General features: G+C 67.3%; 14 protein-coding genes. 6 read left to right on the top strand and 8 right to left on the bottom strand.

The annotated features are described in order from the left end of the window. Positions 1-4 precede the first annotated feature (4 nt). On the top strand, positions 5-1,324 hold the full coding sequence (locus tag LT970_RS00610) for a dihydroorotase (protein ID WP_232687032.1): 1,320 nt from the start codon (positions 5-7) through the stop codon (positions 1,322-1,324). 19 nt (positions 1,325-1,343) lie between these two features. On the opposite strand, the gene LT970_RS00605 is transcribed toward LT970_RS00610, so the two are convergent. From LT970_RS00605 to LT970_RS00585, 5 genes are all read right to left on the bottom strand, one after another. Next, the gene (locus LT970_RS00605; RefSeq protein WP_232687031.1) at positions 1,344-1,697 is read right to left on the bottom strand and encodes a DUF7268 family protein; all 354 of its coding nucleotides are present in this window, start codon (positions 1,695-1,697) and stop codon (positions 1,344-1,346) included. A gap of 3 nt (positions 1,698-1,700) precedes the next feature. Next, positions 1,701-2,645, bottom strand: a complete 945-nt coding sequence (locus tag LT970_RS00600; protein ID WP_232687030.1) for an ABC transporter permease — start codon at positions 2,643-2,645, stop codon at positions 1,701-1,703. Between the two features lies 1 nt (position 2,646). Continuing rightward, positions 2,647-3,690, bottom strand: coding sequence for an ABC transporter permease (locus LT970_RS00595; protein WP_232687029.1), 1,044 nt, complete (start codon positions 3,688-3,690; stop codon positions 2,647-2,649). A gap of 157 nt (positions 3,691-3,847) precedes the next feature. Further along, a complete protein-coding gene (locus LT970_RS00590) occupies positions 3,848-5,515 on the bottom strand; it encodes an ABC transporter substrate-binding protein (RefSeq protein ID WP_232687028.1) in 1,668 nt (555 codons plus the stop codon). Between the two features lie 95 nt (positions 5,516-5,610). Beyond that, positions 5,611-8,556 carry a dipeptide ABC transporter ATP-binding protein gene (locus LT970_RS00585; RefSeq protein ID WP_232687027.1) on the bottom strand — a complete coding sequence of 982 codons (2,946 nt, stop codon included), beginning with the start codon at positions 8,554-8,556 and terminating at the stop codon, positions 5,611-5,613. Positions 8,557-8,767: 211 nt separating this feature from the next. On the opposite strand from LT970_RS00585, the gene LT970_RS00580 reads away from it, so the two are divergent. After that, the gene (locus LT970_RS00580) at positions 8,768-9,268 is read left to right on the top strand and encodes a DUF7529 family protein (protein ID WP_232687026.1); all 501 of its coding nucleotides are present in this window, start codon (positions 8,768-8,770) and stop codon (positions 9,266-9,268) included. Here LT970_RS00580 and LT970_RS00575 read toward each other — a convergent pair. Further along, the gene (locus tag LT970_RS00575) at positions 9,265-9,891 is read right to left on the bottom strand and encodes a DUF5806 family protein (RefSeq protein ID WP_232687025.1); all 627 of its coding nucleotides are present in this window, start codon (positions 9,889-9,891) and stop codon (positions 9,265-9,267) included. The genes LT970_RS00580 and LT970_RS00575 overlap by 4 nt on opposite strands. A 203-nt stretch (positions 9,892-10,094) precedes the next feature. Continuing rightward, the gene (locus LT970_RS00570) at positions 10,095-10,529 is read right to left on the bottom strand and encodes a hypothetical protein (protein ID WP_232687024.1); all 435 of its coding nucleotides are present in this window, start codon (positions 10,527-10,529) and stop codon (positions 10,095-10,097) included. A gap of 118 nt (positions 10,530-10,647) precedes the next feature. On the opposite strand from LT970_RS00570, the gene LT970_RS00565 reads away from it, so the two are divergent. Both LT970_RS00565 and LT970_RS00560 read left to right on the top strand, forming a co-directional pair. After that, positions 10,648-11,016 carry a universal stress protein gene (locus tag LT970_RS00565; RefSeq protein ID WP_232687023.1) on the top strand — a complete coding sequence of 123 codons (369 nt, stop codon included), beginning with the start codon at positions 10,648-10,650 and terminating at the stop codon, positions 11,014-11,016. Position 11,017: 1 nt separating this feature from the next. Next, on the top strand, positions 11,018-11,566 hold the full coding sequence (locus LT970_RS00560; protein WP_232687022.1) for a GNAT family N-acetyltransferase: 549 nt from the start codon (positions 11,018-11,020) through the stop codon (positions 11,564-11,566). On the opposite strand, the gene LT970_RS00555 is transcribed toward LT970_RS00560, so the two are convergent. Beyond that, the gene (locus LT970_RS00555) at positions 11,563-12,006 is read right to left on the bottom strand and encodes a universal stress protein (protein ID WP_232687021.1); all 444 of its coding nucleotides are present in this window, start codon (positions 12,004-12,006) and stop codon (positions 11,563-11,565) included. The two genes, LT970_RS00560 and LT970_RS00555, sit on opposite strands and share 4 nt — an antisense overlap. A 119-nt stretch (positions 12,007-12,125) precedes the next feature. Here LT970_RS00555 and LT970_RS00550 point away from each other — a divergent pair, with 119 nt between their 5' ends. Both LT970_RS00550 and LT970_RS00545 read left to right on the top strand, forming a co-directional pair. Continuing rightward, positions 12,126-12,557 (top strand): universal stress protein, encoded by a 432-nt coding sequence (locus LT970_RS00550; RefSeq protein WP_232687020.1) that lies wholly within the window; start codon positions 12,126-12,128, stop codon positions 12,555-12,557. Positions 12,558-12,596: 39 nt separating this feature from the next. Next, entirely contained in the window at positions 12,597-13,631 is a 1,035-nt protein-coding gene (locus LT970_RS00545) for a hypothetical protein (RefSeq protein ID WP_232687019.1), read from the top strand. The last annotated feature ends 32 nt before the right edge of the window (positions 13,632-13,663 follow it).

Raw genomic sequence — 13,663 nt, 5'->3', positions numbered from 1 at the left:
AACGATGAAGGTCATCCGGAACGCGGCGCTCGCGGACGGGCGGACGCGGGACGTGCGCGTCGGGCCGGACGGGAGAATCGACGCCGTCGGCGAGAGCTTGGACGACATCGTCGGCGAGAACCCAGACGACGGCTCCGAAATCATCGACGCGGGCGGGAAACTGCTTCTGCCGGGGATGATAGACGCGCACGTGCACTTCCGGCAGCCGGGGTACGGCCACAAGGAGACGTGGGCGTCGGGGTCGCGGAGCGCGGCGGCGGGGGGTGTGACGACGGTCGTCGACCAGCCGAACACGAGTCCGCCCACCGTCACGGGCGCGGCGTTCGACGAGAAACGGGAGTTCGCCGAGAACTCGGTCGTGGACTGGGGAATCAACGGCGGCGTCACGGCTGACTGGGACCCCGAATCGCTGTTCGACCGGCCACTGTTCGCGCTCGGGGAGGTGTTCCTCGCGGACTCCACGGGCGACATGGGCATCGAGGCCGAGTTGTTCGAGGACGCCTGCGAGCGCGCGGGGAGCGAGGACGTCGTCGTCACCGTGCACGCGGAAGACGCCGACCTGTTCGATCAGGACGCGAAGTCCCGGGACGACGCGGACGCGTGGAGCGCGTACCGCACCGCGGAAGCCGAGGCAGCGGCCGTGGAGCGTGCGGTCGAAGTCGGCGGGGAGACGGACGCGACAATCCACATCGCACACACGTCGACGCCGGAGGGCGTGGACGCCGCGAACGCGGGCGGCGCGACGTGCGAGGTGACGCCCCACCACCTCTTCCTCTCGCGCGACGACCTCCCCGAACTGGGGGCGTTCGGGCGGATGAACCCGCCGCTGCGTAGCGAGGAGCGCCGGGAGGCGGTCTTCGAGCGACTCGCGGACGGGCGGATCGACGTGGTGGCGACCGACCACGCCCCCCACACGCGGGCGGAGAAGGACGCGAGTATCTGGGACGCGCCCTCGGGCGTGCCGGGCGTCGAGACGGCGCTTCCGCTACTCTTGAACGCCGCGCGCGAGGGACGACTGAGCTACGAGCGCGTTCGGGACGTCACCGCCGCGAACCCCGCGTCGGTGTTCGGCCTGCCGCAGAAGGGGAGAGTCGAGGCGGGCCGGGACGCCGACCTCGTGCTCGTCGACCCCGAGGCCACGCGGGAGATTCGGGGCGACGACCTCCACACGAACTGCGAGTGGACGCCCTTCGAGGGGATGGACGGCGTGTTCCCGGAGTGGACGATGGTGCGCGGGACGATTGTCTGGGACGGCGTGTCGGTCGCGGAGAGCGTGCTGCCACGCAGCACGGAAACAGCGCACGGCGAGAACGTCCGCGAGTGACTGCCCGGGCAGACTGAACTCAGACGCCGTAGGGAGCGCCCGCCACCGCGGCGCCGACCATCCCGCCCGCACCGAACCAGGTGAGCAGCGCCATCGCCTGCCGGCCGCCTTCGGCCGTCCATCCCTCCGAGACGCCGATTTCCGTAGAGAAGCGCTCGAGGGCGTCACCGGACATCAGCACCGCCGGCCAGCCGAGCAGGCCCAGGGAAAACGGCAGCGCGGCCAGCGGGAACGCGATCTCGCTGGCGGCCCGCGGCGTGAACGCCGCGAAGAGAACGAGCGCGTAGAACAGCGCGAACGCAGCGACGGCGCCGGCGGCGGCCGCGCGGGCGAACAACCCCCAGTCGCGGCCGGTGTCCTCGACGCCCTGCATTCGTCAGTCGACTGTCTCCCGCATCCGGGGGTCGAGGGCGTCACGCATCCCGTCACCGAGGAGGTTGAACGCGAGTACCGTTATCGCGAGGAACAACCCGGGGAACACGGACATCCACCACTGGCCCGTGAGGAGGCCGTTCTCGACGCCGTTCGCGAGCATCTTCCCCCACGATGGCGTGCCGGCCTGGGCGCCGAACCCGAGGAAGGACAGCGCCGCCAGGTCGATGATGGCCAACCCGAAGTTCAGCGTCGACTGCACCGTGATGGGCGCAAGCGAGTTCGGGACGACGTGTTTGACGATGAGGCGGGGGTCTTTCGCGCCGAGTGCCTCGGTCGCCTCGATGTACTCGTCCTCGAGGACCTTCAGCGCGGCACCGCGCATGACGCGGGCGAACCGCGGCGTGTACACGAGCACGAGCGCGATGGTCGCCTTCCAGAGACCGGCGCCGAAGATGGCGACCAGCGCGAGCGCCAACAGCAGCGACGGGAACGCCAACAGGACGTCCATCGTCCGCATGATGACGTTGTCCGTGGCGTCGCTGTAGAACGCCGCGATCGTGCCGAGCGCGACGCCGGCGATGGTGGAGGCGACGACCGCGACGGTGCCGAACTTCATCGCAATCCAGGCGCCGTACAGCGTGCGCTTGAAGATGTCGCGGGCGGCGGCGTCGGTCCCGAACAGGTACGTGTCGAAGGGAGCGGGGCCGATCCAGCCAGGCGGCGCGCGGTCCGGAATCGGCGAGCTGAGTCGCGTGCCGGTGATCGCTCCGAGGTCGATGAACAGTCGGGCGTAGACGGCGATCGCGATGACGCCGAAGATGAGAATGATGCCGGCGAGGGCGATGCGGTTCGAGAGCAGTTCCGAGAGGAACTGCGAGGAACGCAGGCGCTCTACGAATCCGCGCTCGCCCAGTTCCGTCGAGGAGTCTGTCGTTTCAGTGCTCATGTTACTGTTGGATGCGGGGGTCGAGGTAGCTGTAGGTGATGTCGACGCCGAGGTTCACGAGCGTGAACAGCAGCGCGAACGTCAGGACTGTGCCCTGGACGAGCGGGTAGTCGGTGGCGCTGATGGCGGAGACGAGGGTGGTGCCGATGCCGTTGATGCTGAAGACGGTCTCGGTGAGGACGGCGCCGCCGAGCAGCGTCCCGAACTGGATGCCGATGACGGTGATGACGGGAATCAGGGCGTTCCGGAACCCGTGTTTCAACACGGTGATCTTCGAGCCCTGTCCCTTCGCGCGCGCGGTCCGCATGTAGTCCTGGCGCACGACTTCTAGCATCGACGAGCGCATCATCCGGGAGATGAGTGCGAGCGAGTAGATGCCGATGGTGGCTGCGGGCAAGAACAGGTGGTGGACCGCGGAGAACCACGCGTCTATCCGCCCGAGCAACAGCGTGTCGACGGTGACCATGCCGGTGAGCGGGAGTTCCATGCCTAACAGCGTCCAGTGGTCCGCGAGGAACACCGTCGAACCGAGGCGGCCGCTCGCGGGGAAGACGCCGAGGTACGTCGAGAACAGCAGGATGAGCATCGGACCCGACCAGTAGATGGGGATGGAGATGCCCGAGAGCGCGCCGACGCGGCCGAGGTGGTCGACGATGGAGTCCTGCTTGACCGCGGAGATGATGCCCAGCGGGAGGCCGACGAGGAGGCCGATGAACTGGCCGTACAGCGCGAGTTCGATGGTGACGGGGAGTCGGGTGAGCAGGACGCTCCGGACCGACTGACCCTGTGCGACCTTGTAGGACTGGCCGAACTCGAGTTGCGCGGCGTCCACGAGGAAGCGGCCGTACTGGACGTACAGCGGGTCGTTCAAGCCGAGTTCCTGGCGTAGCTGCATCACGCGCGCCTGTGAGGCGCGCTGGCCGAGGATGACGCGAGCAGGATCCCCACCGGAGAGGTGCAGGATGACGAAGACGAACGTCGCCACGCCGAAGAGAACCGGCACGAGCAACAACAGCCGTTTGAGAACGAATCGCTTCGATACCATGAGAGAGGTTGGCTATCAATTCGACCGCGTGTTCAAAAACCCCGCGACTCGTGTCAGTTCGGGCCGACGAGTGCCCGGGGGTTCGTGTCAGCTCGGGGCGGGGAATGGCCCCGGGAATCGTGTCAGTTCGAGGCGAGGAGTGCCCCGGTGGTTCGCGTCAGTTCAGGCTGACGAGCTCGAGGTACGGACCACCGACCGAGCTCACCGTGAACGTGTCCTCCTGGACCGACTGGTGGACGCCGCGCACGAGCTGGGCGTAGTCGATGAACACCCAGGGCGCCTGATCGTGAGCCATCTTCGTCGCTTGCTTGTAGATGGACTCGCGCTCGGACTTCTCGTACGTTTTCTGCCCCTGGGTGACCAGGTTCATGTAGTCCGTGTTCGCCCACGAGGTGATGTTCGACGCGTTGCCCTTGTTCTCCCAGCTCACGTAGTTCTGGCCGGACGGCACCTGGTCGGGGCTGACTCCGGGGTGGAGCAGCACGTACAGGAAGTTGTCCGGGTCGGCGTTGTCGGTGTACCAGCCGAGCAGCGCCGCGTCGTGCTTGCCCGCGTACGTGTAGTCGATGTACGGGCTGAACGAGGGGAACTGATTGATGGTGACCGAGATGCCGATGTCCTCCAGGTTGGTCTTGATCTGGTTCGCGGTCCGGATCGGACTCGGGTTGTACCCGCGTGGGTTCGAGAACGTCGCGAGCTCGAACTCCAGGTCCGACTCGCCTGCCTCCTCGAGGAGTGACTGAGCCTTCTCGGGGTCGTAGCTGTACGGGCTGAGGTCCTCGTTGTGGCCGAGCACGTCCGGCGGCAGCGGCTGGTCGGCGTCCGTGGCGAAGCCCTGGTAGATGGATTCCACGATGGCCTTCGTGTCGACGCCGTAACTGATTGCCCGGCGGACCTTCGGTTTGCGGAACGCCTCCTTCCGGGACTGGTTGAACGCCATGTAACCGACGTTGATGCCGTCCTTCTTCTTGATGGACGCCGAGTCGCTGTTCTGGACCTGCTTGATGGTCTCAGCGCCGAGGTTGTCCGTGATGTGACTGGACCCGCTGATGAGGTCGGAGGCGCGCGTCGAGTTCTTCTTGATGGTCTTGATGATGAGGGAGTCGACCTGCGGTCCCTCGCCCCAGTAGTCGCCGTACGCGCTGAAGCGGATCTTCTCGTTGGCGTTGTCGAGTTCCTCGAAGACGAACGGGCCGGTGCCCTTCGGGTCCTCTCCGAGTTTGGCCTGGGCTTCCGCGCCCGGACCCAGGCTCTCGATTTGCTCCTTCGAGAGGATGGCCGAGGCGAACATCGCGAGGTTCCGGAGGAACGGCGCGTACTTCTGGCTGAGGTTGATGGTGACCTCGTACTTGCTGGTCTCCTCGATGTTGTCGACCCAGTCACCGAAGGTGACCGAGGAGTAGCCCGAGCGCTTCTTGCCGAGGAAGAACTCGTACTCCTTGTCGATGAATCGGCGGATGGTCGCGCGGACGTCCGCGGACGTGAGTTCCTTGCCGCCGTGGAACGTCACGCCCTCCTTGAGCGTGAGCGTGACAGTCTTCCCGTCGAGACTCCACTCCTTGGCGAGCCCGTCGGTGAGTTCGCCGCCGGTGCCAGGTTTGAAGTCGATGGTGGTGTCGAACACCTGGTTCGTGACCTTCGCCACTTCCCCGCTGGTGGTCTGCTGGGGGTCGTAGTTCGTCGGGTGGTCGCCACGCGAGTAGACGAGGGTGCCGCCGCCCCCGCCACCGGTGAGACCGGTACATCCGGCAGTCGAGGTCGCTGCGACAGCAGCGGTCCCCGCGGCTTTCAGGAAGCTGCGCCGGCTTACGTTATCGCTTGCCATGGTTTCGTATGACTGCCTCCACCTCTTAAGGATGACGGTGAAAGACTGCGACGATATGCAAGAAAGAAAGGGGAAGGGTGTCTCCGGCCGGGGCGTCAAGCGACGTCCGAGTCGTAGAGGTGACACGCGACCGACTGCTCACCGCCCTCGAGAGGCGGTTCGACGCGCTCGCAGGGACTCTCGAAGCGCTCGCGGAGGACGTCCGCCGCGGCCTCCCAGTCCTCGGTCGCCAGCGCGTCGAAGGCCTCCTCGACGGTGGCACGCACCTCGCCGCTCGGCTCGGTGTCGAACTCGCGTTCCCACATCGCGTCCACGAACGCCCCCCGGCTGGCGTCCCGGCCGCCGTCAGCGGGCGTCTCCGGTGTCCCCGTCCCGCCCCCGGGTGACTGCTCGGCGGCGTCCTCCCACACCGCCTCGAGGGGTATCCCGCGGTCGTCTACGGTCTCCCGGAAGTCCATCACTTCCCGGAACACGTCCTGGTCGACGTCGAGGTCCTCGGGCGGGATGACCTCCGGGCAGCGCGTCCGGAACCGACACCCGGACGGCGGGTCGATGGGGCTCGGCACGTCGCCCTCCAGGATGATGCGGTCGTCCGTGTCCGCGTGCGGGTCGGGTTCCGGAATCGAGGAGAGCAACGCCTGCGTGTACGGGTGCTTCGGGTCGTCGAACAACTGGCGCGTGGGCGCCGTCTCCACGACCTTCCCGAGGTACATCACGGCGACGCGGTCACAGATGTGGCGGACGACCGAGAGGTCGTGGGCGATGAACAGGTACGTCAGCCCGAACTCCTCCTGGAGGTCCTCCATGAGGTTCAAGATCTGGGCCTGCACGCTCACGTCGAGTGCGCTCACGGGTTCGTCGGCGACGATGAAGTCGGGGTCGACAGCGAGCGCGCGGGCGATACCGACGCGCTGGCGCTGACCGCCCGACATCTCGTGGGGGTAGCGGTCGTACTGACCGCGCTCCAGGCCGACCGCGTCCATCAACTCGAACACGCGCTCCCGGCGCGCCTTCGCCGTCGACTGGTCGCCGACGTCCTCGGGGAGGTCGTGTATCTCCAGGGGCTCCTTGATGGTCTGCCCGACGGTCTGGCGGGGGTCCAGGGAGGACATCGGGTCCTGGAAGATCATCTGCATGTCGCGGCGCTTTCCGCGGAGTTCGTCGCTGTCGAGTCCGCCCAGGTCCTCGCCCGAGTACACCACGCGACCGTCCGTGGGTTCGAGCAACCGAAGAATGGTCCGGCCGGTCGTGGACTTCCCACAGCCGGATTCACCGACCAACCCCAGGGTCTCGCCCTCGTAGACGTCCATGGAGACGCCGTCGACGGCCTTCACGGTCTGTGGCTCGTCCGAGAGCCACTCGTCGAGCCAGCCCTCGGCGCGCGAGAAGTACTTGTGGAGGTCGTCGACCGCCAGCAACGGCTCCCCCGTGAACGACTTCGACTCGACCTCGACGCCCGCCTCGTCGGCACCGTACGAGGACTCGTCGAACTCCTCCATGACGCACTTCGAGCGGTGGTCCGTGTCCGGGCCGCCGTGCTGGAGGTACGGGATCTCGCCCTCCGTGCACTCAGGCATCGCCCACGGACACCGCGGCGCGAAGTGACACCCCTCGGGCAGGTCGATGAGGTCGGGGACGTTGCCCTCGATGGGCTGGAGGCGGTCGGTGTCCTCGCGCGGAATGGACTCGAGGAGCGTGTACGTGTACGGGTGACTCGGGTTGTGGAAGATCTCCTCGACCGGCCCCTCCTCGACGATCTCGCCGGCGTACATCACGGCGACGCGGTCACAGGTCTCCGCGATGACGCCGAGGTCGTGCGTGATGAACAGCACGGACATCCCGAACTCGTCCTGGAGGTCGTTGATGAGGTCGAGAATCTGGGCCTGGATGGTGACGTCGAGCGCCGTCGTCGGTTCGTCCGCGATGAGCAGCTGTGGACGGCACGCGAGCGCGATGGCGATGAGCACGCGCTGGCGCATCCCGCCGGAGAACTCGTGGGGGTAGTCCTCGAGGCGGCTCTCGGGCTCCGGGATGCCGACCGCGTCGAGTACGTCGACGACGTCCTCTAAGACCTCGCCCTCGACGTCGCCACTCGAGATGACCTCGCGGATGGCGTTCAGCCAGGTGTCGTCGGCCTTCTCGTCGTACCGGTGGAGTTGCAGGCTCTCGGCGACCTGCTCGCCGACGGTCATCGCGGGGTTCAGCGACGTCATCGGGTCCTGGAAGATCATACTCATCTCCCCGCCGCGGATCTCTCGCATCGCGGACTCTGGCGCCGCTGTGAAGTCCACGGCGGACCCGTGGAGACGGACGTGCTCGTGGCCGTCGTCGCGGTCCGCGAGAACTGCCCACGGGTCCGCGTCGGCGTCGACGTCGCTGTCGGGCGCGGGGTCGAGGCTGGCGTCCTCGACGTAGACGAATCCGTCGACGGCGTCGTCGAGCGCTGCATCGAGGTCGTCGCCAACGGCGTACTCGGAGTCCCCGGTCAATTCATCGGTGTCAGCCGGCTCTGCTCCGGGTTCGCCGTCGGCACCAGCGTCCTCGGCCGTGGCCGCGGTGCCGCCGTCTTCCGCGACCGCCGTTTCGTCGCTCTCGAGGGCGTCGAGGCGGTCCGCGAGCGCCTCGAGTTCCGGCGCGAGTCCACCGGGGTCCTCGTGGTCCGCGAGGTCTGCGGTGATGCCCCGAAGTTCGCTCGCCGCCGCCCCCGAGGGGTCGTCGTCCCGCAGGTCGACGGCGATCTCGCGGCACGCGTCGACGAGTTCGAAGGGGTAGGAGATGCGTGCGTCGTCGAACTTCGCGAGCAGTTTCGCCGCTACCTCGTCGTCCCGGAACGTGACGCGCCCGCCGACGACTTCGCCCGGGTCGTCGACCAACTGCATCGAGGAGAGCGCGGTGACGCTCTTCCCGGACCCGCTCTCGCCGACGAGCCCTACGGTCTCGCCCTCCTGGATGTCGAGGTCGACGCCGTCGACGGCCTTCACCGCGCCGCGCTCCGTGTCGAACTGCGTCCGGAGATCAGACAGGGACAGCAAGTCAGTCATTATCAAACGTTGGTGGACACAGAGGACAAATACCTTCCGACGCAGACCGGGCTGGCGCGCGTCGAAACGGGTCAGTTCCGCCACAGGAGAGGGTGCCACGCGGCGACTGGGTCGGGCCGCCGAATGACACGGAGAGGATTACTGTACTGAACCGAGTTACGGGATGACACGGAGAGGAACCCTTTTGCGCGTGGCAACCTCTTCGCCAACCATGCCGAACGAACAAGGGCCGCGTGGCGACCCCGCGAACCCCGCCGACGCCGCGATGCCGTACTGGGAGCAGGTCGTCGAGGACATGGCCGCGACCGCCGACGAGTACCGCGAGAAGGGCTGGGACGCACTCGAGATTCACCCCGGCGACGTGCAGGTTCGCGCCGGCGACGTAGAGCGCACGGGCTTCGAGTTGCTCGCGCCCGACAACGAGTTCGACCCCCTCTCCGAGGCCGTCGACGCCGGCGACGGCTTCGACAGCGCGAACGTGTTCCGGGCGAACCCCTCGGGCACCGTCTACGCCGTGGTCGCACTCGAGGACGACTCCACCGAGACGGCGCTGCTGTTCCCCGTCTACTACGCGCCCGGCGAACACGAGGACTTCGTGGAGATGATACAGGAAGAAGGCGAGGTCCGCACGCACGTCCGTCCGCTCGACGACCGCCGCATCTTCACGTTCACGCACGACGACCCGTCGCTGTTCCTGCCCGAGGAGAACTAGTCCTCGGCGGTCAGTTCGTGCCCGCAGTTCGGGCACTCCGCGTGGTCGTGTCGGAGTTCGTCGCTGGCCTGCCGCACGTCCCGCATCACCGAGGAGATGCGCTCCTCGGCGTCGAGTTCCTCCTCGACGGCGAGGTCGACGCCCTCCACTTCGAGGAGGAACTTCGCGACCTCCGTCACCTCGTACATCAGGTCGTCGAGTTCGTCAGCGGTGAAGAAATCGCACATCGCGCCGTAGAGGAACGTGGCGCCCGCCATCCGGACCTTCTCCTCGAACGCCGACCGGGCCTGGTTGACCGCCTGGGGGCTGTACGACCCCGTCATGAACGGGATGAGTTCGGGGAGGTTCTCCCCGATCTTCGTCATCTCGACGCCGGTCTCCGTGCGGAAGTCAGCGCAGAGACGCGCTATCGCCCACTCGCGAGCAGTGATGTACGTACGGTCGCGCATAAACTCGTTCACGCGCTCGTACTGCGCGCCGTCCATCTTCGAGAAGCGGTTGTACTCGCGGACGTCCTGCGGGACGTTCCGCTCGGGTTCGGGGTCGGGTTCCTCGAGCGGGCGGACGGCCGGCGAGAGGTCCCAGTCGTCGGGTGACGGGCGCGGCGCGTCGTGTTCGGGCATGGGCGTGGGTTACCGGTGGGTTCGCAAAAGCGTGTTGGGTGGGAGACTCCGAGTGAAACGAGGAGTCTCCGAACAAGCGAGCGGGGAGGAACGACCCGCGAGCACCGCGAGGGTTCGAACGTAGTGAGAACCCTCGTTATGGCGAACGGCGACCGAAGGGAGCCCGTGAGCTGCGTGGTTCGGAGCGACCGCAGAGGAACCACTCAGTTGGCCAGCCACGACCCGAAGAGGAGCGGCGCGAACAGGAGCGTGAGCGGGACGGCTATCCAGACCTGTCCCGCCAGGACGTCGTACTGGCCGAGGGTCACCGAGACGGGCGTCCCCTCGGCGTAGCCGACGAGAAACTCGAATCTCACCGTCAGCACCGTCCAGAGGACGCCGACGAGCAGCAGTTCTATCCGCGTGTACTCGGTGGCGGTGGTGGCGAAGTAGAGGGCCGAGATGACCAGAATCGCGGTGACGAGGAGCGCGGTGCTGATGACGTGGCCGGCGTACTCGCCGAGGTTCGGAACGAGGAACGTCTCCCGGAACGCGCCGTTCAGAACCGCAACGACCGCCATCAGCACCCAGACGCCGAGCGGGTACAGGAAGACGTGAGCGCGGATCAACGGGGCGTCTGTCGTCGGTGGCGTCGCCATCGTGACACTGTATCGTGTAACGCGAGTGACGACAAAAAGCGTTGCTGGGCCGTTCCGCCGGCCGGCGTTCAGAACCAACAGCCGAACGCTTTTGCCGGGAGCAAGCCACAGTCCGCGCATGAAGGTACTGCTGGGCATCGGGGGCACCGAGGACTCCATCTCCGCCCTCGAGAAGACCGTCTCGCGGGCGGTCGAGGCTGGCGACGAGTTGACGGTGGCGGTCGTGGAGAACCCGGAGAGCGACCGCGACCCCGAGGACGTCGTCGCGGCGGCCCGCGAGGAACTCGAGAACGCCGGACTCCCGGTCGACGTCAGACGACTCTCGGGCGACCCCGGGAGTAGCATCGTCGAACTCGCGGAGAGCGAGGGGTTCGAGCAGATCGTGCTCGGCGGTGGCGAGCGCAGTCCGATGGGGAAGATCCGCCTGGGCCACATCGCCGAGTTCGTCATCGTGAACTCCCAGGTGACGGTGACACTGGCCCGTTGACATGAACGAGCGCATCTATCCGGACGAGCCGACGAGGCCCTTCGACCCGCCGCCGCGGTCGTTCGAGGACGGGGATGGCCGCGCCATCGAGATCCGGGACCTCGCAGACAGCGACTTCGACCCGGTCGTGGCGATGTACGACGACTTCGACCCGGCTGACCGCGCGCAGGGCGTGCCGCCGGTTGGCGAGGAGCGCGTGCGCGAGTGGCTGGAGAAACTCCTCGAAGGTGACGGATACAACGTGGTGGCGTGGCACGGCGACCGGACGGTCGGGCACGCGACGCTCGTACCGGACGGCGGAGCGGCGTACGAACTCGCCATCTTCGTCCACCAGGACTACCAGGGCGCGGGCATCGGCACGGAACTCATCGAGGCGCTGCTGGGCGCGGGGCAGACCGACGGCGTCGAACTGGTGTGGCTTACGGTCGAGCGGTGGAACCGGGCGGCGGTCGCGCTGTACGAGAAGATGGGGTTCGAGACGGTGGCCGCCGAGAGCTTCGAACTGGAGATGGCGGTGCGGCTGAACGAGTCCGCGAACGACGCCGATTAGACCGAGAGAACCGGCTGGCTGGCGTACAGGAGGACGTACTCGGCGGATTTCTCGAGGACGTCGGCGGCGTCCCCGCGCATTCCCTCGCGCGGGACGACGAGGAAGTCGGCGTCGACGTCCTCTGCGGCGTCCAGGATGACGCTGCCCGGGTGATGGAGTTTCCGGGAGGTCGAGAAGCCGTACGCGATAGAGGAGTCGATGGGGACGCTCGGGGGCGCGAGCGCCTCGATGTCCGCGACGAACGCGCTCGTCTCGTCGGCGACGTCGTCCTCTGCCACGTCGCCCGCGTCGATGCCTCGCGCGACCGTCTCTCCGAGAACGTACAGCGCGTGGACGGCGGCGTCGTAGCGCTCTGCGACGGCGACGGCGTACTCGGTGGCCGAGACGGACGCCTCCGTGCCGTCCACGGGCACGAGGACGGTGTCCACTTCGAGGGGCATACTCAGGGCTGCGCGTCCGGGCTACTAAAGCGCTCCGCGTAGCCGAGCGAAGCGAGGCCACGCACCCGTTCCGAACCACGCAGGCGGGGTTTAAGGTCGCGGCCGCGGAACCATCGACTATGATAGAGACGGTTGTCATCGCGACCGACGGCTCGGAGAGCGTCGGTCGAGCGGTGGACGTGGCCCTCGACCTCGCGGGTCGCTTCGACGCGAGCGTGCACGCGCTGTACGTTCTCGAGGAGAGCGAAGTGGAAGGGGCGCCAGACGAAGTCCGTGACGACATGCGGACGGCCCTGGAGGAGCGCGGCGAGGAAGCGGTCGCGGCAGTTCGGGACACCAGCAGTGGCGACGTAGAGACGGCGGTTCGAGAGGGGCGACCGGCGGCCGAAATCGCGCAGTACGCCCGCGACGTCGACGCGAATGTGGTCGCCACGGGCACGCGAGGCCGCCACGGCGAGAATCGCTTTCTCATCGGGAGTGTCGCCGAACGCGTCGTCCGGACGTGTCCGGTGCCGGTGCTGACGGTTCGGCAACTCGACGAGGCGGCGTAACACGAGATTTTTACCGAGTCGCAGCGTCGATTGGCGACGATGCCCTCCACGAATCGACGACGCTTCCTCGCGACTGTCGGCGCGGCAGGCACAACGGCGCTCGCCGGGTGTTCCGCGTTCGGTGGCGGTCGGCCGGACGTCAATCCTGCAAGCGGATTGAGCGAGGACACGAGCCACGCACTCGAAGACGAGGCGGTGTACCTCGCAGGGGAGACAGCGGACCTGCCGGACCCACCAACGACGACGGACACCGTCGAGGACGCGGACGCCGTGCTTGCGACCGCGAGCGCCGACCGCGTAGAACTCGTGCGAGCGTTCCGCGCCGGGAAGCCGGTGGCCTTCGCCCGTGAAGGCGCCCAGAACGCCCTCCGGGGACTGCTCGAGCGCGTTCGGCAGGAGTACACGTTCGGTGTCGAGACCGTTGTCGGACGACCCGTCGAGACAGTCGTGGCAGTTCCCGGTGGCAACGGAACCGTCGAAACGTACACGTTCGTCGCCGAAGGCGGGTGGCCCGACCCCGTGCTCGACCCGTTCGGATGGGCGCTCGTCGGGCGTGTTCCCGAGTGCGACACGTTCGTCCCGGAGTCGTCGGCGGACAGCGAGTACGACTACGCGGGGTCGGCGCACGTCGCCGGACGCCTCGACACCGGAGAGACGTACGTGTCGCGGACGACCGGGAGCGTCCGCCGGTACGAGAACGACCAGCGTCACGTCCGCCTCCGGACGGCGATGCACGTTGCCGCGAACGATGGGTACGCCGTCGAGCGAGCGCAACGCGTCGCCGACTTCGCTAACGACGAGGAGACCACGAACTGGTTCCCGAACCCCCACACGCAGAACGGCGTGGAGGTGTCGAACCACTCTGACCCGGTAGACGAGACGGTCGACGTGACGTTTACGCCCGTAAGCGGCCGGACGCGGAGCGCGCTCACCGGGTGCTGTGGAGTCTCTATCGAGGAATCCGTCGCCTACGACCACGAGACCGACTTCGAGTGGAAACACGACAGACTGCTCGGGTCGGATGTGCACCACGGCGGTGGCACGGGCCGCGGCGAGTGGCACCTCGACGGCTAACCGCGGGGTTCTTGGCGCCCGCTTCCTTCCAT

This window comes from Halobacterium zhouii (genome assembly GCF_021249405.1).
Taxonomy (GTDB): domain Archaea; phylum Halobacteriota; class Halobacteria; order Halobacteriales; family Halobacteriaceae; genus Halobacterium; species Halobacterium zhouii.
The sequence above is the reverse complement of the archived record's forward strand: the minus strand, read 5'-3'. Positions and strand labels throughout refer to the sequence as shown.

Coding starts and splice junctions, on each gene's coding strand:
- LT970_RS00610 (WP_232687032.1), top strand. CDS start 5: ATGAAGGTCATCCGGAACGCGGCGCTCGCGGACGGGCGGACGCGGGAC.
- LT970_RS00605 (WP_232687031.1), bottom strand. CDS start 1,697: ATGCAGGGCGTCGAGGACACCGGCCGCGACTGGGGGTTGTTCGCCCGC.
- LT970_RS00600 (WP_232687030.1), bottom strand. CDS start 2,645: ATGAGCACTGAAACGACAGACTCCTCGACGGAACTGGGCGAGCGCGGA.
- LT970_RS00595 (WP_232687029.1), bottom strand. CDS start 3,690: ATGGTATCGAAGCGATTCGTTCTCAAACGGCTGTTGTTGCTCGTGCCG.
- LT970_RS00590 (WP_232687028.1), bottom strand. CDS start 5,515: ATGGCAAGCGATAACGTAAGCCGGCGCAGCTTCCTGAAAGCCGCGGGG.
- LT970_RS00585 (WP_232687027.1), bottom strand. CDS start 8,556: ATGACTGACTTGCTGTCCCTGTCTGATCTCCGGACGCAGTTCGACACG.
- LT970_RS00580 (WP_232687026.1), top strand. CDS start 8,768: ATGCCGAACGAACAAGGGCCGCGTGGCGACCCCGCGAACCCCGCCGAC.
- LT970_RS00575 (WP_232687025.1), bottom strand. CDS start 9,891: ATGCCCGAACACGACGCGCCGCGCCCGTCACCCGACGACTGGGACCTC.
- LT970_RS00570 (WP_232687024.1), bottom strand. CDS start 10,529: ATGGCGACGCCACCGACGACAGACGCCCCGTTGATCCGCGCTCACGTC.
- LT970_RS00565 (WP_232687023.1), top strand. CDS start 10,648: ATGAAGGTACTGCTGGGCATCGGGGGCACCGAGGACTCCATCTCCGCC.
- LT970_RS00560 (WP_232687022.1), top strand. CDS start 11,018: ATGAACGAGCGCATCTATCCGGACGAGCCGACGAGGCCCTTCGACCCG.
- LT970_RS00555 (WP_232687021.1), bottom strand. CDS start 12,006: ATGCCCCTCGAAGTGGACACCGTCCTCGTGCCCGTGGACGGCACGGAG.
- LT970_RS00550 (WP_232687020.1), top strand. CDS start 12,126: ATGATAGAGACGGTTGTCATCGCGACCGACGGCTCGGAGAGCGTCGGT.
- LT970_RS00545 (WP_232687019.1), top strand. CDS start 12,597: ATGCCCTCCACGAATCGACGACGCTTCCTCGCGACTGTCGGCGCGGCA.